The organism is Undibacterium sp. RuRC25W (assembly GCF_049339825.1).
Classification (GTDB): Bacteria; Pseudomonadota; Gammaproteobacteria; order Burkholderiales; family Burkholderiaceae_D; genus Undibacterium.
The window spans coordinates 126,877-145,923 of record NZ_JBMPPD010000003.1; the positions used below are offsets into that span (position 1 = coordinate 126,877).

At 45.9% G+C, this 19,047-nt stretch carries 18 protein-coding genes; 10 read left to right on the forward strand and 8 right to left on the reverse strand.

Annotated elements, in window-relative coordinates:
* Positions 1 to 47 precede the first annotated feature (47 nt).
* The 3 genes from ACO0KV_RS02865 to clpS form a co-directional block, all read right to left on the reverse strand.
* A complete protein-coding gene (locus ACO0KV_RS02865; protein ID WP_423039676.1) occupies positions 48 to 326 on the reverse strand; it encodes a hypothetical protein in 279 nt (92 codons plus the stop codon).
* 75 nt (positions 327 to 401) lie between these two features.
* The gene (gene clpA, locus ACO0KV_RS02870) at positions 402 to 2,702 is read right to left on the reverse strand and encodes an ATP-dependent Clp protease ATP-binding subunit ClpA (RefSeq protein ID WP_423039678.1); all 2,301 of its coding nucleotides are present in this window, start codon (positions 2,700 to 2,702) and stop codon (positions 402 to 404) included.
* Positions 2,699 to 3,007 carry an ATP-dependent Clp protease adapter ClpS gene (gene clpS, locus ACO0KV_RS02875; RefSeq protein ID WP_186862136.1) on the reverse strand — a complete coding sequence of 103 codons (309 nt, stop codon included), beginning with the start codon at positions 3,005 to 3,007 and terminating at the stop codon, positions 2,699 to 2,701. Before clpS ends, clpA begins: the two co-directional genes overlap by 4 nt.
* A 387-nt stretch (positions 3,008 to 3,394) precedes the next feature.
* On the opposite strand from clpS, the gene ACO0KV_RS02880 reads away from it, so the two are divergent.
* The 3 genes from ACO0KV_RS02880 (at position 3,395) to ACO0KV_RS02890 (ending at position 5,736) form a co-directional block, all read left to right on the forward strand.
* Entirely contained in the window at positions 3,395 to 3,598 is a 204-nt protein-coding gene (locus ACO0KV_RS02880) for a cold-shock protein (RefSeq protein WP_110257373.1), read from the forward strand.
* A gap of 132 nt (positions 3,599 to 3,730) precedes the next feature.
* Positions 3,731 to 5,092 carry a cache domain-containing protein gene (locus ACO0KV_RS02885; RefSeq protein ID WP_423039680.1) on the forward strand — a complete coding sequence of 454 codons (1,362 nt, stop codon included), beginning with the start codon at positions 3,731 to 3,733 and terminating at the stop codon, positions 5,090 to 5,092.
* 2 nt (positions 5,093 to 5,094) lie between these two features.
* Complete coding sequence (locus ACO0KV_RS02890; protein WP_423039682.1) at positions 5,095 to 5,736, forward strand: response regulator; 642 nt, start codon at positions 5,095 to 5,097, stop codon at positions 5,734 to 5,736.
* Between the two features lie 82 nt (positions 5,737 to 5,818).
* Here ACO0KV_RS02890 and icd read toward each other — a convergent pair whose 3' ends face one another.
* Complete coding sequence (icd, locus tag ACO0KV_RS02895; protein ID WP_423039684.1) at positions 5,819 to 7,072, reverse strand: NADP-dependent isocitrate dehydrogenase; 1,254 nt, start codon at positions 7,070 to 7,072, stop codon at positions 5,819 to 5,821.
* 240 nt (positions 7,073 to 7,312) lie between these two features.
* On the opposite strand from icd, the gene ACO0KV_RS02900 reads away from it, so the two are divergent.
* The 3 genes from ACO0KV_RS02900 to ACO0KV_RS02910 all read left to right on the forward strand — a co-directional run bounded on the left by ACO0KV_RS02900 (position 7,313) and on the right by ACO0KV_RS02910 (position 8,761).
* The gene (locus tag ACO0KV_RS02900) at positions 7,313 to 7,858 is read left to right on the forward strand and encodes a pseudouridine synthase (RefSeq protein WP_423039686.1); all 546 of its coding nucleotides are present in this window, start codon (positions 7,313 to 7,315) and stop codon (positions 7,856 to 7,858) included.
* 169 nt (positions 7,859 to 8,027) lie between these two features.
* Positions 8,028 to 8,210 carry a hypothetical protein gene (locus ACO0KV_RS02905; protein ID WP_423039687.1) on the forward strand — a complete coding sequence of 61 codons (183 nt, stop codon included), beginning with the start codon at positions 8,028 to 8,030 and terminating at the stop codon, positions 8,208 to 8,210.
* A gap of 95 nt (positions 8,211 to 8,305) precedes the next feature.
* Entirely contained in the window at positions 8,306 to 8,761 is a 456-nt protein-coding gene (locus ACO0KV_RS02910) for a DUF192 domain-containing protein (RefSeq protein ID WP_423039689.1), read from the forward strand.
* Between the two features lie 285 nt (positions 8,762 to 9,046).
* On the opposite strand, the gene rpsT is transcribed toward ACO0KV_RS02910, so the two are convergent.
* Positions 9,047 to 9,310, reverse strand: a complete 264-nt coding sequence (gene rpsT / locus ACO0KV_RS02915) for a 30S ribosomal protein S20 (protein WP_423039691.1) — start codon at positions 9,308 to 9,310, stop codon at positions 9,047 to 9,049.
* 287 nt (positions 9,311 to 9,597) lie between these two features.
* Here rpsT and ACO0KV_RS02920 point away from each other — a divergent pair, with 287 nt between their 5' ends.
* Positions 9,598 to 10,191, forward strand: a complete 594-nt coding sequence (locus ACO0KV_RS02920; protein WP_423039693.1) for a GNAT family N-acetyltransferase — start codon at positions 9,598 to 9,600, stop codon at positions 10,189 to 10,191.
* A gap of 65 nt (positions 10,192 to 10,256) precedes the next feature.
* A complete protein-coding gene (locus tag ACO0KV_RS02925; RefSeq protein WP_423039695.1) occupies positions 10,257 to 11,426 on the forward strand; it encodes a vWA domain-containing protein in 1,170 nt (389 codons plus the stop codon).
* A gap of 38 nt (positions 11,427 to 11,464) precedes the next feature.
* On the opposite strand, the gene ACO0KV_RS02930 is transcribed toward ACO0KV_RS02925, so the two are convergent.
* On the reverse strand, positions 11,465 to 12,301 hold the full coding sequence (locus ACO0KV_RS02930; RefSeq protein ID WP_423039697.1) for a response regulator: 837 nt from the start codon (positions 12,299 to 12,301) through the stop codon (positions 11,465 to 11,467).
* 133 nt (positions 12,302 to 12,434) lie between these two features.
* Here ACO0KV_RS02930 and ACO0KV_RS02935 point away from each other — a divergent pair, with 133 nt between their 5' ends.
* A complete protein-coding gene (locus tag ACO0KV_RS02935) occupies positions 12,435 to 14,426 on the forward strand; it encodes a DNA topoisomerase IV subunit B (RefSeq protein ID WP_423039699.1) in 1,992 nt (663 codons plus the stop codon).
* Between the two features lie 83 nt (positions 14,427 to 14,509).
* Positions 14,510 to 16,825: a DNA topoisomerase IV subunit A gene (parC, locus tag ACO0KV_RS02940; RefSeq protein WP_423039701.1), complete on the forward strand. Its 2,316-nt coding sequence runs from the start codon at positions 14,510 to 14,512 to the stop codon at positions 16,823 to 16,825.
* Between the two features lie 106 nt (positions 16,826 to 16,931).
* On the opposite strand, the gene ACO0KV_RS02945 is transcribed toward parC, so the two are convergent.
* Positions 16,932 to 18,584, reverse strand: a complete 1,653-nt coding sequence (locus ACO0KV_RS02945; RefSeq protein WP_423039703.1) for a diguanylate cyclase — start codon at positions 18,582 to 18,584, stop codon at positions 16,932 to 16,934.
* Positions 18,585 to 19,028 (reverse strand): response regulator, encoded by a 444-nt coding sequence (locus ACO0KV_RS02950; RefSeq protein ID WP_423039705.1) that lies wholly within the window; start codon positions 19,026 to 19,028, stop codon positions 18,585 to 18,587.
* Positions 19,029 to 19,047 lie beyond the last annotated feature (19 nt).

The following is a 19,047-nucleotide window of genomic DNA, read 5'->3' on the forward strand; positions in this document are numbered from 1 at the left end:
GTTCGTAGAATCGGGCTTTTTTTACTTAGTATTCGCTAATTATTTACTTATTTTTTTGCTTTACGGCTACGGCCTGCAGATTCCCTCAGAATAGTGTAGTTCCATTCATCTTCGTGTACACCTGAATCATCTGCGACCCGCACTCGGAAAAGATCATCCTCTCCCTCGATTCTACGTCCAACACCAGTATATTTTTTGGATGCATCTCTACGGTCATACACGTCAACTTCAACTGCCTGTCCCGCCAGCGCAGCTGGAGAGAGTATGGAGTCTATCGTCTTGACCGTGTACTCAAGTACATATAACGGCAATACCATCCCTACCATACTACCTCCCGTTACGATTGCTTTGCTTCATTGACAAACAATGGTCAATACCATGCTTACCTTGGGCAAAGTAGATTATTCGACTTCGACAATTTCTTGAGACGCTTCGGGCGGTGCAGCATCGCCTTCACTGAATTCTAGCTTAATGAGATCTTTATCGTCCAGATCAACGATGACTCGACCACCTGAAACGAGACGCCCAAACAACAGCTCATCCGCTAAAGCTTTGCGGATCATGTCCTGAATCAAACGAGCCATAGGACGCGCACCCATCAGTGGATCAAAGCCTTTTTTCGCTAGGAACTTACGCAAATTATCGCTGAATGTGGCCTCAACTTTTTTCTCGTGTAACTGTTCTTCCAGTTGCATCAAGAATTTATCAACGACACGCAAGATAATTTCTTCATCCAAGGCACGGAAGCTAATGATTGCATCAAGACGATTACGAAACTCTGGCGTAAACATCCGCTTGATGTCTGCCATCTCATCGCCGGCTTCTTTGCTGTCATTAAAACCAATAGAACGTTTCTGCAAACTTTCCGCACCGGCGTTCGTCGTCATGATAATGATCACGTTACGGAAGTCGGACTTGCGGCCGTTGTTGTCTGTCAATGTGCCATGATCCATGACTTGCAAGAGAATATTGAACACATCAGGATGCGCTTTTTCAATCTCATCGAGCAGTAAGACCGAATGGGGTTTTTTGGTAATCGCCTCAGTCAATAAACCACCCTGATCAAAGCCAACATACCCTGGAGGTGCGCCAATCAGACGACTTACCGCGTGACGCTCCATATATTCGGACATGTCAAAGCGAATCAATTCAATACCCAAAGTGAAGGCCAACTGTTTCGCCACCTCCGTCTTACCCACACCGGTTGGTCCGGAGAACAGGAACGAACCAATAGGCTTATCTGTTTTACCGAGTCCGGCACGGGCCATCTTAATGGCTGATGCCAAAGCGTCGATGGCAGGTTCCTGACCAAAGACCACGTTTTTCAGGTCGCGGTCAATGGTCTGTAATTTGCTGCGATCATCCTGATTGACCGTTTGCGGTGGAATACGGGCGATTTTAGAGATGATATCTTCGATATCAGCCTTGCCGATGGTTTTCTTTTGCTTTGATTTAGGCAAAATACGCTGTGCAGCACCCGCTTCATCGATCACATCAATTGCCTTGTCTGGCAAATGACGGTCATTAATAAAGCGCGCCGACAACTCTGCAGCTGTTGTCAACGCTGAGGCCGAATACTTCACATTGTGGTGCTCTTCAAATTTCGATTTCAAACCACGCAAAATCTGTACAGTTTGCTCAACCGTTGGTTCATTTACATCAATTTTTTGGAAACGACGTGACAACGCATGGTCTTTTTCAAATACACCACGGTACTCAGTGTAGGTCGTCGCTCCGATACATTTTAACTGTCCGCTCGACAAGGCTGGCTTGAGCAAGTTAGAAGCATCCAATGTGCCACCCGATGCAGAGCCAGCACCAATGATGGTATGAATCTCATCAATAAACAAAATACCGTTTGGTGTGTCCTTCAATTGTTTGAGCACGCCTTTTAAACGTAACTCAAAGTCACCGCGATATTTAGTTCCTGCCAGCAAAGCGCCCATATCTAGCGAATAGACAACCGCCGTTTGCAAAATGTCAGGTACATCACCTTCGGTGATGCGTAGCGCAAGACCTTCTGCAATCGCTGTTTTACCGACACCCGCTTCACCCACCAACAGAGGATTGTTTTTGCGACGACGGCATAGAATCTGGATAACACGTTCAACTTCGCTGTCGCGACCAATCAACGGATCAATCTTACCTTCAGCTGCTTGCTTGTTCAGATTCTGCGTAAACTGATCAAGGGGGCTTTCTTTGGATTGCGCATCAGCATGCGCTTCCTCACCACCCTCGGATGACTTCGGAGGTTCGTTCAAGTTATCTTTGCGAACACCGTGGGAGATAAAATTCACCACATCCAAACGTGTCACACCTTGCTGGTGCAGGTAATACACGGCGTGCGAATCTTTTTCACCAAAAATAGCAACTAGTACATTCGCACCAGTGACTTCTTTCTTCCCATTTGACGATGATTGCACGTGCATGATTGCCCGTTGAATCACGCGTTGGAAACCAAGTGTAGGCTGCGTATCGACCTCACTGGTACCAGAGACTGTTGGCGTATTGTCGGTAATAAAATTACTGAGGGTCTTACGCAAATCATCGATATTGACCGCGCAAGCCCGCATCACCTCCGCTGCAGACGGATTGTCTAGCAGCGCGAGCAATAAATGCTCAACGGTGATAAATTCATAACGAGCTTGTCTGGCCTCAACGAATGCCATGTGCAAACTGACTTCCAATTCTTGCGCAATCATACTTCCTCCATCACACATTGCAGGGGATGTCCTGCCTTACGAGCGTGTGTCAAAACGAGTTCAACTTTAGTCAGTGCAATATCTTTCGAATATACGCCACAGATGCCTTTGCCGTCCCTGTGCACTTTAAGCATGATCTGCATGGCAGTCTCACGATCTTTATTAAAGTATTCCTGGACAATGGCAACGACAAACTCCATGGGAGTATAGTCATCATTCAATAAAATCACCTGGTACATAGATGGTGGCTTCAGCTTTTGTGCCTGCCGCTCCAATATCGTACCGTTTTCATGCTTATTTCCCATACGTCTATTCTAGTACGTTGATTCAATCCAGAGGCAAATATTAAGCGAATAAAACGGGCTTATTTCATCGCTATCCAAATGTTACCCTCTTTCCTGACTTTTCACAGATGGTGATCAATTTACGTAGATCAAGCTTTACGCGCAAAGTCTATTTTACGTGTTGTCTTTTGATGCGAATTTGCAAAATTTAATTAAAAATACAACAATACAACATCCCTCTAGAAAAGTTTCTTGACTTTAGTTTTTTTTCCGCCAAGAATGACAATTATTGACTAAATTCATGTTTGATCGTCAATAAGAAGGGGGCAAGTTGAGGGAAGGCTAGCATGTTGCTAGGTTTCTTGCTTTTACGGCTCGTGTGATTAGTTTCTAATTGAAAGATGCATTATGGCAACAGGTACCGTCAAGTGGTTCAATGATTCCAAAGGCTTTGGCTTTATCACTCCGGACGACGGTGGTGAGGATTTGTTCGCCCACTTTTCCGCAATCCAAATGAACGGCTTCAAGACTCTGAAAGAAGGTCAAAAAGTATCGTTCGAAGTCACGCAAGGCCCTAAAGGCAAGCAAGCTTCTAACATTCAAAACCCTTAATTCTGGGTTCTAGCTGTTTTCAAAAACCCCGCTATTGCGGGGTTTTTTTATTTAAGGGCAAGAGCAATCATCATTGGCCGCAGATGCCGAATCAATCCAATCTGAGGACAACATCAACAAAAGGCATTCTGGATGAAACTTCGCTATAAGTTTATTCTGCTCACTATCATTCCGCTCCTGCTATCCTTCGCAGGAATTGCCATCGCAGTTTTTTTTCAAGCGACCAATCTCGCGAAACAACAGCACATCAGTATCGAAAAAGCTTATCTAAACAGTAAAGAGACCGAATTAAAACATTATGTCTCTCTTGGAAGATCTGCCATTGATCATCTCTACCAAAATGGCACAATGAATCCTAAAAATCAGGAGGAAGCCAAACGAATTCTTGCAGCCCTCGATTTCGGGGATGACGGCTACTTCTACGTGTACGATATGCATGGCAAAAATCTCATGCATCCACGCCAGCCAGAATTGGTAGGAAAAAATCTCTGGGCACTCAGCGATCCGCAAGGAAACCTCACAATACAAAAACTCATCCATGCTGCCAGCCAAGGCGGCGGCCCCGTACGCTACCTATGGGAAAAGCCCTCGACCCATCAGGTAGTGGCTAAATTAGGGTATGTCATCCCACTTCAGGGGTGGGACTGGGTTCTGGGAACTGGCATCTACCTTGATGATGTGGATGCTGCGCTCGACAAAGTTGATGCACAGTTTATCAAAAACATTCACAGCACCCTATTTTGGATCGCAGGAATCACAATTATTTGCGCGTTATTGATCGCCCTTTCAGGGTTGGCATTAAACATCAGTGAATCGCGGCTGGCAGATGCCAAACTCAAAACACTGGCACGCAGTATTGTTACCTCACAAGAGGATGAGCGAGCAAGGCTATCACGCGATTTACATGATGGCTTAAGCCAACTCCTTGTTTCTACCAAGCTACAGATTGAATCTGGAGTAGCTAAACTAGAATCACCGACGATCAGCGAAGATAAAGCATTGATCGCATTTGCGCGTGCAACAAAGCAAATTAATTCAGCGCTCACCGAAGTCCGTCGCATCTCACACAATCTTCGCCCAGCGATGCTGGACGATCTCGGCTTAGTGATTGCATTTGAACATTTAAGTGAAGAATTCCACCATGCCACTGGAATTGATGTGACTTTTACCCCCCAAGATAATCGATTTAATTTAAACGCGATCAGTAATACCGTACTTTATCGTGTTGCTCAAGAGGCACTAACTAACATCCATAAGCACGCGCACAATGTCAGCCATGTAGAAATTAAATTACACTCTGACAATAAATATGTTACTTTATTAATCAATGACAACGGTACGGGGTTTAATTTGCAGGATATCGTTAATCACCCAAAACGTGGCATCGGGCTCAGTAATATGCGTGAGCGAATGGCAAGCGTTCAAGGACAATTTGACATTCAATCCGGAGCCGATGGCACACGAATTACAGCAAAAATACCTAATGGAGAATAACGATGATTCCAGATCAAAAAATCAATATTTTACTGGTTGATGATCATCCATTAGTCAGGGACGGCCTGCGCGCACGACTGGAAACTGTTCCCCATTTTTACATATGCGGGGAGGCTGGGAATGGTGTCGATGCGCTCAACATTGCCGCAAAACAATCGATTGACCTCATTTTAATGGATATTAATCTCGGGCAATCTAACGGCATCAATCTAACAGAGCGCTTCTCAAAGGAATACCCTCATATCGCCGTCATCATGCTCTCAATGCATGAGAAAGCAGAATACGTCGCGCAGTCGATACAGGCTGGCGCGCGCGCCTACGTGCTTAAAGATGCCCCTGCGGAAGATATCATCAATGCCATTGAAACGGTCAGAGCTGGAGGCACGTATTTTAGTTCTGGGTTACGCAATACCAATAAAGACGAAGACGCGACAGAATTGCTGACACAGCGTGAAAAGCGTATTTTAGAAACTATTGCAACTGGCAAATCTAATAAATCTATTGCGCAAGAACTGGGCTTAAGCGTGCGGACTGTTGAAACCCACCGCCTAAATATCAAACGAAAGTTAAATATTGAAGGACAAGCCGACTTAATCCGGTATGCAATTAATACCTTTAGCGAAGCTGAGATGAGCAAAATATGATCCTCATTAAGATCAATGGAAATAAAAAACCGGCTTACGCCGGTTTTTTGTTGAAATGACTTATTCACTTCACCATACGCAATTACATGTGTTGAATCATAACGTCGCCGAAGCCAGAGCAAGATACTTGCGTAGCACCTTCCATCAGACGCGCGAAATCATAAGTCACTTTCTTGGCTGTAATTGCTTTTTCTGTCGAAGAAATCAACAAATCAGCAGCTTCAGTCCAGCCCATGTGACGCAACATCATTTCTGCTGACAAAATCAGGGAACCTGGGTTCACATAATCTTTACCTGCATATTTCGGTGCTGTACCGTGAGTTGCTTCGAACATAGCGATAGAATCAGACAAGTTTGCGCCTGGAGCAATACCGATACCACCAACTTGTGCCGCCAACGCGTCAGAAATGTAGTCGCCGTTCAGGTTCAGTGTTGCAATAACGCTGTACTCTGCTGGACGCAACAAAATTTGTTGCAAGAATGCATCAGCGATCGAATCCTTAACGATAATGTCTTTACCTGTTTTAGGATTCTTGAATTTGCACCATGGGCCACCGTCGATCAATTCAGCGCCGAATTCTTTTTGTGCCAGTGCATATGCCCAGTCACGGAAGCCACCTTCGGTGTACTTCATGATGTTGCCTTTGTGAACGATCGTCACAGATGGCTTGTCATTGTCAATTGCGTACTGGATTGCTTTACGCACCAAACGTTCTGTGCCTTCGATAGAGACAGGCTTGATACCGATACCAGACGTTTCTGGGAAGCGGATTTTTTTGACGCCCATTTCATCTTGCAGGAATTTGATCAATTTTTTGACCTGATCAGAACCTTCTGCAAATTCGATACCAGCGTAGATATCTTCAGAGTTTTCACGGAAGATAACCATGTCAGTTTTTTCTGGCTCACGCACTGGGGATGGCACGCCTTTGAAATAACGTACTGGGCGCAAGCAAACGTACAGATCGAGTTCCTGACGCAATGCAACGTTCAGGGAGCGGATACCGCCGCCAACTGGTGTTGTCAAAGGGCCTTTGATAGAAACTACATAGTCTTTCAACACTTTCAGTGTTTCTTCTGGCAACCAGACGTCTGGGCCATAGACTTTTGTTGATTTTTCACCTGCATAAATTTCCATCCAGCTGATTTTGCGTTTGCCAGCATAAGCTTTTGCAACCGCAGCATCGACTACTTTGATCATGACAGGGCTGATATCCACGCCAGTACCATCACCCTCGATAAACGGGATAATTGGATTGTCTGGAACGTTCAGCGAGAAATCAGCATTGACGGTAATTTTTTTACCTTCAGCAGGAACTTGAATATGTTGATACATCGTTTTCTCCGTAGTTGGATGAATAAGCGAATTGCGCTATTCTCAAATATGCCTTGCGTGTAAATGTCGTCATTGACTGGGATAGGTAATCCGAATTACCGGACTCAATCCTTGCCCTTTGCATTTAACAGTTAACTCCGCAGTTAACTCTTATATAAGACACAAGACCGTCATTTCGTATTATGCACTAGAATTTTACGAGATGCCATCAGTTTACCAAATTGCGGTTACCATAATGCTATGAAACTGATTTTACTCAATAAGCCCTACAACGTTATGTGTCAATTTTCCGCTCACCCCACTAGGGAAACTTTAGCGGATTATCTCGACATTCCTAATATATACCCGGCTGGACGTCTTGATGCGGATAGTGAAGGATTAATTTTACTTACCGATGATGGTAAGCTACAAAATCGCATCAGCCACCCTGATCATAAGCAGGCAAAAACCTACCTTGTTCAAGTAGAGGGCATACCTACAGAAACTTCGCTGAAAAAACTCTCAGAACCACTAGATTTAGGTGATTTCGTCACTCAGCATTGCATTGCCAAACATATTCATCCGCCAGCCTGGCTATGGGACCGCGATCCACCGATACGGCAACGGGCGACTATTCCCACCAGTTGGCTCTGCATCGTCCTATCTGAGGGAAAAAATCGCCAGGTACGAAGAATGACCGCAGCGGTTGGTTTACCGACTTTACGGTTGATTCGCACCAGCATTGGCAGTTTCTCATTGGAAAGCCACCCACTTCTTCCAGGAGAATGGCAGGAAGTTGAGATGTAGCGGCAAATATCGGCAGAAATCAAAATTCACAGCCTTTAAAAAAATAGCTCAAGTTCCTGTCAACCAATTTCATTCTGCACCGTTTTTAATGGTGATTCGATGCAACAGTTTCAATCGCACTAATCACGCTGACTGCACTTCTTAACAATTACTTTCTTAAGGGTCTAAAATGAAAAAATTAATCGCCGCTCTAATCGCTGGTCTGTTTGCTTCCGCTGTATTTGCTCAAGCTCCAGCAGCACCGACAGCTCCAGCAGCCTCCGCGACAGCAGCAGAAGCAGCAGCGCCGGCTAAAAAAGTTAAAAAGCACAAAAAAGCAAAGAAAGAAGCCGCAGCAGCAGCATCAAAATAAAACCGTAATCAGGTCAAAAATAAAGGCGGGAGCTTTTCCTGCCTTTTTTTTTTGCTGTAGGATAGCGCCTTTACATTTTACATTCTTCATCGTCCATGACAAAAATCACCATGATCGCTAAGCAGTTACTGGGAGCCGCCGTTTTGGCGCTGATTTCATCCACCTCTCATGCGCAAATGCAAGGCAAAATGCCTGTTAAACAACTCTCGGTTGGGATTTACGTCATTCAAGCAGAAGTCGCCGCAACACCCGCTGAACGCGAGCAAGGACTGATGTTGCGTACAAAAATGGGCAACAATGAGGGCATGATTTTTGACTTTGGTGCACCTGCGGGCGTTTGCATGTGGATGAAGAACACATTAATTCCGCTGTCAGTTGCGTTTATTGACATAGACGGACGCATCGTCAATATTGAAGATATGCAACCAGAGACGCTCGACTCGCATTGCGCAAAAAGAACAGTAAATTACGCCCTAGAAATGAATTTAGGCTGGTTCAAACAAAAAAATATTAAGCCAGGCATGAAGATTGAAGGCTTGCCACTGAAATAAGCCTCACCTTATAGGAAACAAGTGGGAATCCACTCGTTTGAGGTGCGAGAGGCCTGCACCTGAGCTTAAGATACGCGGAGTCGCCATTGCCGAAGTTATCATTTTCCAAGAAAAGAAGGAGAGAACACCTACTCTGTCTTTGGAACCTAGAAACTCATCACAAGTTGAATCGCAGATTAGCAAGACAATAGCAAAAAAGCAAAAAACCGCAATAAATTGCGGTTTTTTTTCACTTTTTATATCCACTACACTGGCCATGACGACCAGTAAGCAAAAGCAAGGCGATTAAGCCAATGCTTTCAGAGCGGATGCCAAGCGGCTCTTATGACGAGCTGCTTTGTTTTTGTGAATGATTTTTTTGTCAGCGATACGATCGATAGTCGATACGGATGTTTGAAAAATTGTTGCAGCAGCAGCTTTATCACCAGCTTCGATTGCTTTACGAACAGCTTTGATTGCTGTGCGCAGAGTCGAGCGTTGGCTGGAGTTGTGTGCGTTTTGTTTAACTGCTTGACGAGCACGTTTGCGTGCTTGTGCGGTATTTGCCATGAGATTTCCTAAACGTGGTCAAAGCGACGAGGTCAAAACATTTGATTAAATGCCACGCCGCAAAATTCTATACAGCTTTGCAGTATAACGGCTTTTATTTTCGTTAGCAAGCATTACTGTTGTTCTGAGTGAATAGAAGATTATAACGCGTAACAATTCTGTTTTCATCTTTTTTTCATATCTGTTACGCAACAAACCCTACATTTTATGAGAAAGTTGCATGTAAAGAATTGCCACGCATGCTTGTTTTTACATATTTGATTTTAAAAACTCAAAAGGAAGACGTTATGAAATGCACCCCTATTCACCTATCTGGCCAGTATGTATCGTTGGAACCCCTCACGCAGGACCACCTACCTGACATCCAGCGCGCCGCTGCTGATGGTGAATTATGGAACCTCTTCTTTACGTCTGTACCAAGACCAGAAACAACACAGCAATGGATAGACACCGCATTAGAAATGCAACGACAGCAAACCGCCATCGTTTTTGTAATCAGAGAGAAACATAGTGGCACCATTGTTGGCTCCACCCGTTATTTCAGAATAGAAGCGCAAAACAAGCGCCTTGAAATCGGTCATACATGGTATTCACAATCAGCACAACGAAGCGGCGTGAATACCGACTCCAAATTACTGTTACTTACCCATGCATTTGAAGTATTCGACTGCATTGCGGTCGAATTTCGCACTGATTTTTTTAACCACAAATCTCAGGCAGCCATTGAAAGACTTGGCGCTAAACGCGACGGAATCTTACGCAATCACACGATCATGCCAGACGGTCGTATCCGCGATACGGTGGTTTATAGTATTCTGGAACATGAATGGCCTGGCGTGAAAAAGAATTTGCAATATATGCAGATAAAATACGCAAAATAACTATCGACAATGCCTGTCGCTAAGTACTAGGTTAAGTGCAAATGTTTTTTTGGAGAGTAGACAACATGTTGATCGATTTTTTCTTTACCCTGAAAGATGCCAAAATTCCGGTATCAATCAAAGAATTTCTGATGCTTCTGGAAGCCTTAGAAAAAGGACTGATCAGCATGTCACTGGATGATTTTTACTTCCTCTCCCGCACAATCATGGTCAAAGACGAGGCACATTACGATAAATTTGATAAGGCATTCGGACTGTATTTCAAAGGGATTGACACTATTTTTGAGAAACATCCAGAGATTCCCTTCGATTGGCTGACAAAACGCCTGGAACGCGAACTGACTGATGAGCAAAAAGCCGCTATCGAAAAATTTGGCTACGACAAATTAATGGATCGCCTGAAAGAACTCTTAAAAGAACAAAAAGATCGTCACGAAGGCGGTAGTAAGTGGATTGGCACGGGCGGGACCTCACCATTTGGAAATGGTGGTTCGAACCCTGAAGGAATACGTATTGGCGGCAAAGGCGGCAACCGCAGCGCGGTCAAGGTGTGGGAAGAACGGGCATTTAAAGACTACGACGCGGAGCGCGAACTCGGCACACGCAACATCAAGGTTGCTCTGCGCCGCTTGCGCAAATTTGCCCGCCATGGCGCAGAAGAAGAGTTCGCGCTGGATGCGACCATCAAAGCAACCGCCAATAACGCAGGCTATCTCGATATCAAGATGCAACCTGAGCGTAAAAACAACATCAAAGTACTGATGCTGCTCGACGTCGGCGGCACGATGGATGACCATATCGCCCAGACTGAGGAATTATTTTCAGCTGCTAAAACAGAATTCAAAAATATGGAGTTTTTTTATTTCCACAACTGTGTCTACGACCATTTATGGAAAAACAACCGCCGCAGACATGCAGAAAAATTTCCCACCTGGGATATTTTGCGCAAATACCCTGCTGATACCAAATTGATCTTCGTGGGCGACGCTACCATGAGCCCTTACGAAATCCTGCAACCTGGCGGCTCTGTTGAGTACAACAACGACGAAGCTGGCGCGGTCTGGCTGCAACGCTTTGCTAGTACTTTTCCAAAGTACATTTGGCTCAACCCAGAACCGGAAGGATTATGGCAATACCGTCAGTCGATTTCAGTGGTCCGGCAGATTATGAGTAATCGCATGTTTCCGGTGACCATCGAAGGGTTAGAGCGCGGCATGCGTTTATTGAGCAAATAAGCCACGCCCTGCGTTGGGAATACCGTAGACAAGACACATCAACGCTTACTCTTCAGTTGCAGGTATTTATTGAGAGTGCGCATTAACACACGCCGTGACAATGGCTTGACCAAAAATCCGGCACATTTCACACGCTCGGCAAGTACATTTTGGTATTCAAAAGACTTATCAATCAAGAAAATAACCGAGGTTTTTAGACCGTCGTTTTGTTTTTTTAGGCCATCACATAGTCGGTATGGATCAACGTTAGGCGTTGACGTGTTAATCAGTGTCAATACGTGCTGATTATTTCTATCAAGCAATAAAGCACTGCGCTCGTCCGAGGCCAACGTTACAGTGAGCCCATAGGGATCCATCACCGCTGCAACATATTCACGAAAATGGGTATCTTTATCAACGATTAGAATACCACCTTTGGCAACTGGCAGTTTCCGTATCCGTTCATAAACCGTAGGATCAGTCAGATCAAGATCAAGACGCTTTTCTCGTCGCCGTTCGTGAACTGTAAGGGGAGCATAGGCGCCCAATGTGGTGAGTAGTAACTCGCGTTTATTGATAATACTATCTAACACATCGAATATTTTTCGCCAGCGTATAGGTTTTGACATGACCTCATAGGGCAAAGGCACATCAGTTTTACCAATTAACAACACGGGTTGTGCTTCGCCAGGATTTAAATCTGATAAAGTCGCCAACGCGGACAATTGTTCAGCGTTAACAATGTACATATCAGGATCTTGCACAGACCCTGGCATCAGGCAGGTGTAGCTATACCCTTTCTCACGTGCTACAGCAAGCACTGCGAAAAAAGTTTCTTCCTCTTTAGCGGAAAATCCAAGCAGTCGGATCGCGATCGTTGGAGTTTTTTGTGACATCGTTTATCCATCAACTCATTGCAGCTACAATAGCTGTAAAACGTAGGAAAGAATACATTGAAATTGTGTACTACTGACATAAAAATTGCAAAATACCATTACATTTTAACCAAAACAACAGTTTTCTATTTGCATGGCCACTAAAAAAAATACCTCCCCATCTGACTATAGCGAGTCGTCAATCCGCGTCTTAAAAGGTCTGGAGCCAGTCAAACAACGACCTGGCATGTACACCAGAACCGAAAACCCTTTGCACATTATTCAAGAGGTCATTGATAACGCCTCCGATGAGGCCTTGGGTGGTCACTGTAAGAATATTCTCGTCACGCTCAACGCAGATAGCAGCATTACCGTTGAAGATGATGGACGCGGCATTCCGGTGGGCTTACATCCAGAAGAAGGCGTTCCTACCGTAGAAATCGTGTTTACCCGCCTTCATGCTGGCGGTAAATTCGATAAAGGCTCTGGTGGTGCTTACGCCTTTTCTGGTGGATTACATGGCGTTGGCGTATCCGTTACGAACGCACTTTCCAAACGACTTGAAATCACGGTCTGGCGTGAAGCTGGATTACATCAGTTAACCTTCGCAGATGGCGATGTGATCGAGCCTTTGCGTAGTCAGCCACTGGGACGTGGCGACAAAAAGAATGGCACGCGCGTCAGTATCTGGCCAGATGCGAAGTACTTTGACTCAGCAAATATTCCCTTTGCCGAACTTCAGCGTTTATTACGTTCAAAAGCGGTCTTGCTGCCAGGCGTGAAAGTCACACTAGCCAATGCTAAAACTGGCGAGAGCCAGACCTGGCAATATGACCAAGGCTTGCGGGGTTACCTGACAGAAGCCTTAGCACAATCATCGCACGGTGAGCCATTAATTCCTTTGTTTGAAGGTGAGCAGTTCGCCACCTCCGAAAGCGATGGTTTTGCTGAAGGCGAAGGTGCATCGTGGGTCGTCGCTTGGACCGAAGAAGGCAATGTGGTGCGTGAATCCTATGTCAATCTGATCCCAACACCCGCTGGCGGCACCCATGAATCTGGTTTGCGTGAAGGGTTATTTGGCGCAGTGAAGAGCTTTGCTGAAATGCATTCCCTCTTACCAAAAGGTGTCAAGCTGCTGCCGGAAGACGTTTTTGCACGCGTCTCATTTGTGTTGTCCGCCAAAGTGTTAGACCCACAATTCCAGGGACAAATCAAAGAACGCCTCAACTCACGTGATGCAGTACGTCTGGTGTCTTCCTTCACCAAACCACCTTTAGAACTGTGGCTCAATTCGCACGTTGAATACGGCAAGAAGCTCGCTGAACTGGTCATCAAACAAGCACAATCGCGCTTACGTTCTGCACAAAAAGTCGAAAAGAAAAAATCCTCCGGCGTCGCTGTGTTACCTGGCAAACTGACAGATTGCGAATCTAACGATATTACCCGTAATGAATTATTTTTAGTCGAGGGTGATTCGGCAGGTGGATCAGCAAAGATGGGGCGCGATAAAGAATTCCAGGCAATCTTACCGTTGCGGGGCAAAGTACTGAACTCGTGGGAATCTGAACGCGATCGTCTGTTCGCTAATAACGAAATCCATGACATTGCTGTAGCGATTGGCGTTGACCCGCATGGTGCGAATGACAGCCCGGATCTGAGTAATCTACGTTACGGTAAAATTTGCATCCTCTCTGATGCGGACGTCGATGGCTCGCACATTCAGGTTCTTTTACTGACGCTGTTTTTCAAACACTTTCCACAACTCATCGCGCGTGGCCATATCTGCGTCGCGCGTCCGCCGCTGTTCAGGGTCGATGCACCAGCCCGCGGTAAAAAGCCTGCGCAGAAAATCTATGCACTGGACTCCGGTGAGCTGAACGCTATTGAAGATAAGTTGCGTAAAGACGGCGTCAAAGATGGTGCTTGGTCAATTTCCCGATTTAAAGGTCTGGGTGAGATGAATGCCGGACAGTTATGGGAAACCACCATGAACCCAGATACGCGGCGCTTATTACCGGTATCACTAGGTGAGTTTGATCAGGACTTCTCTGAAGCCCGGTTCAATATGCTCATGGGTAAAGGCGAAGCCGCTGCGCGCCGCTCATGGATAGAAGAACACGGCAATGCGGTGGAAGCAGATATCTGATCCGTAGATATCTACAAGATCAATAGCAAAACGTCCTGTCATATTGATGACCACTGAATTTAGGTATTAAAAAATTAAACACTATGAGCGAACAAGCGAATTTATTTGAACAAACACCACCGCCCAATGATGGTGAAGCGCTGACACTGGCAACCTTTGCTGAGCGAGCGTATCTGGACTACGCTATTTCCGTCGTAAAAGGCCGCGCATTGCCTGACGTTTGCGACGGTCAGAAGCCTGTTCAACGGCGTATTTTGTATGCGATGAATGAACTCGGCCTGAACTCAGCCGCCAAACCTCGTAAATCCGCCGCTGTTGTCGGTGATGTTCTCGGTAAACTGCATCCACACGGTGATCAATCCGTCTATGACGCCTTAGTGCGTATGGCACAGGATTTTTCTTTACGTTATCCGCTGATCGACGGTCAGGGCAACTTTGGTTCGCGCGACGGCGACGGCGCTGCAGCGATGCGGTACACCGAAGCCCGTCTGACACCGATCTCCCGTTTGTTAATGGATGAGATCGATCAGGGCACTGTGGATTTTCAGCCAAACTATGACGGCACGACCGAAGAACCAAAACTGTTACCCGCCAGATTGCCATTCGTTTTGTTAAACGGCGCATCCGGTATTGCCGTAGGTCTAGCAACAGAAATCCCGTCTCATAACCTGACCGAAGTTGCCAGAGCTGCCGTCGCGCTGATCCGTAATCCGGCATTAAAACATGCTGAATTAATGGAGATGATCCCAGGCCCAGATTTCCCGGGTGGTGGTCAGATCATCACGCCTGCTGCTGCTATTGCTGATATGTATGCATCTGGCCGTGGCAGCATGAAAGTCCGCGCACGCTGGAAAATTGAAGAAATGGCACGTGGTCAGTGGCAGGCCGTCGTCACCGAGCTTCCTCCAGGGACGTCTTCGCAGAAAGTGCTTGAAGAAATCGAGGAACTCACTAACCCTAAAATTAAAGCGGGTAAGAAAACACTGTCACCAGAGCAAATCTCTTTAAAACAAGTGATACTCTCGGTACTCGATACGGTACGTGACGAATCTGGCAAAGATGCGCCGGTACGACTGGTGTTAGAACCAAAATCTAAAAACCAAGATCAAACCGAGTTCATGCAAATGTTATTGGCGCATACGTCGCTGGAAACGTCTGCCTCAATTAATCTAGTCATGATTGGTGGCGATGGACGTCCACGCCAAAAAGGACTACTTGAGATTCTGAGTGAATGGATTGCATTCCGTTTTACGACAGTAACCCGTCGTACCCAGTTCCGACTCAAAAAGGTCGATGACCGTATTCATATTCTCGAAGGCCGTGAGGCGATTCTACTCAACATCGACGAGGTGATACGTATCATCCGTGAGTCAGACGAACCCAAACCGGCACTGATTGAGGCGTTCAGACTCTCTGACCGTCAAGCCGAAGATATTCTTGAGATCCGTCTGCGCCAGTTAGCACGTCTGGAAACGATCAAAATCCAGCAAGAATTGGCTGAACTACGGAAAGAAAAGGCGACGCTGCACGATCTGCTTGATAATCCAGTATCCATGAAAAAAATGCTGATTAAAGAGATCGAAACCGACGCCAAACAATTTGGTGATGCCCGTCGTACCGTGATTGAAGAAGCGGCACGCGCCTCGGTCGAGCAAAAAGTCGTCGATGAACCAGTGACTGTCGTTATTTCTGAAAAAGGCTGGGTCCGTGCGCGTACGGGTCACGGTCATGAACCAGCACAATTCACTTTCAAAGCCAGTGATAGCCTCTATGGCACCTTTGAATGCCGCACCGTCGATCATTTACTCGTTTTCGGCTCCAATGGTCGTGTCTACTCCGTCGCTGTTGCTGCATTGCCTGGAGCGCGGGGCGATGGCGTGCCAATTACCACCTTAATTGATCTCGCCAGTGGTAGCAAAATTTTGCATTACTTTGCGGGACCAAATGACGCGGGTTTACTGCTGACGTCAACTGCGGGCTACGGTTTCACGGCAAAGGTTGCCGATATGGTAGGACGGATGAAAGCAGGTAAGGCATTTATGACGTTGGAAGAAAACGATTTACCACTCGCACCGACGACGATTAGCGATGATGCTAGTGCAATCGCCTGTCTATCAGAAAAAGGTCGCCTGCTCGTCTTTGGCCTCAATGAGATTAAGCAACTGTCTAGCGGCGGACGTGGCGTGATTCTCATGGAATTAGAAGACAAAGAAAAACTGCTGTCTGCGCAGGCAATCAGTCAGAAAGGTGTCAAAGTATCCGGCATCGGTCGTGGTGGAAAAGCACAGGAAGTCAATCTGAGCGCGAGTGGCCTGACTATCCACATCAACAAGCGTGCGCGCAAAGGCAAGGCGCTGGAATCGAAGTTAAAACCAAGTAGTCTGCAAAAAATCAGCTAAGCTAACCTGAGCAAGCAATAAAAAACCCGTTTTCAAGAACGGGTTTTTTATGTAAAAACGTCAAACGATGACCATCACTGTCTTAACAGTATTGTCTGTCACATAGTTAAGCCAGCGTAATACGGTTTCTACCGCTTTGTTTGGATACATACATCGCCGCATCAGCCACTTCGAATAATTCATCCGCGTCAGTCGTCGCCTCAAGATCAGCAACACCGCCCGAAAATGTCACTGAGAACTCGACTTCATCCGAATGCTGACGAATTTTAGCAAATGCGATACGCACCTGATCAAGAACTCTGCGTGCGGTTGTGGCCGTCGTATCAGGGAAAATAATCGCGAATTCTTCACCACCATAGCGACCAACAATATCACTCCGGCGCAAACGCTGGCGCAACAGGCGAGCGAGCGTACGCAATACCTGATCGCCGGTGGCATGGCCATAATTATCGTTAATCTGTTTAAAGTTATCCAGATCAATCATCGCTAGCGCCAGGTGCGCGCCGTTCCGACCTGCCTGCAACATCTCAGACGACAGTTGCTCTTTGATCGCCGTGTGGTTATATAAGCCGGTTAAACCATCACGCATAATCAGAGCCCGCAACGAACGATAGCGTTCGGCTCTGGTAGACAATGATGAAATCAGATATTCCGGTGAAACAGGCTTAGTAATGAAATCATCCGCACCAGCGCGCACAGCATCGAGTTGTTTTGACAGATCTGCTTCGCTCGACAAAAACACGATCGGTACGTCGACGTAAGAGTTATCTTGACGTATCAAATGTGATAACTCAACACCGCTACAAATTGGCATATAAACGTCGAGCAACAAGAGCTCGGGACGAAAATCGGTCATCACTGATAACACCTGTGATGGATCACTCAGTAAGCGTACATTCATCCCAGCATCACGCAAGATAGCGCCGTAGAATTTAGAAGTCACAGTATCATCGTCGACGATCAAAATACGGTAGCCTTTATACTCACCACGCTGCAAAATGTTATCAATGCGCTCAGTAAGTGCGACGACGTCCAATGGCTTGGTAAAGTAACCGTCGCCTTTCGCGCGCACGGCTAACAACCGTGATTCAAAACTGCTTGATTTCGACACGAAAATAGTGGGAATGCGTAATCGTTGCAGCTGTTCAATTTTTTTTATTTCATCGACACCTGCAATTTTTCCCTCGGGAAAACTCAACTCAATAACAATAACGTCTGGTCTGCGCTTAGCCACAGCAACGGCGAGGTCTTTTAATTGCGGTATGCGCGTCACTTCATAGCCAAAGTGCTCTAACTGCGTTGTAATAGCCTGTTGCTGCGTATTATCTTCATCGACCAGATAAATCAAACTAGACGGATGATTAACTTCCTTTACCTCGTGATCATCTTCAGGCTCTTCAGCCTCATGCGTGGCCATCTTTGCCAAGCGACCACGTGTGGAAGTGAAATAATCACGTAACTCGTCAGCAAAAGTCTTTAATTCATTTTCTGGGGGGCAGTCAGATACCAACCAAGGCTTCAGTTTAGACTCGAAGACACGCGCTTGCTCGCCAAGCTCTACAAATCCGAAGGTACCTGCAGATCCCGCCATAGTATGAAGATGCCTATGCAGAACGCTTAATGCTTCTTTATTTGAAGGCGCACTCAGAAGAGCGTTGAGCGCCTCAATAATCTCATCGAATTTCGATGGTAGCTTCTGTAAAAAAACAGCTTCTAATGCACGTAATTTTTCTTGTAAACTGTCATTTTTCTCAGTCATCTATACCCTTTCCTGCCAAAGCTTCAACACCTGAGTTGATAACTCCATAGGATCAAATGGTTTGGCGATCACTCCAATCGCCCCCAAAGATTTGTAAAAATCCAACTCAGAAGACTGCACTTTTGCAGTCATAAACACCACAGGTGTCGCTGCTGTTGTTGGTAATTTTCGTAATTCTGCCAATGTGGTTGGCCCATCCATATTTGGCATCATGACATCAAGCAGCAATAAGTCAGGCACGAATCCGCTATGTATTTCAGCTAAAGCCTGTGCACCAGAGCTACATGTTTTTAAAGCAAATCCACCAACAATCTCTAAAGCAATCTGCGCCACCGTTTGAATATCTGGATCATCCTCAACATACAAAATATTGGCCAAATTTGCTGATGTCATTGTTTCTCCCCAAACGTAAAATCCCAACTCGATTTGTTCAGGATAAATCAAGACGCATCCCAAAACAACA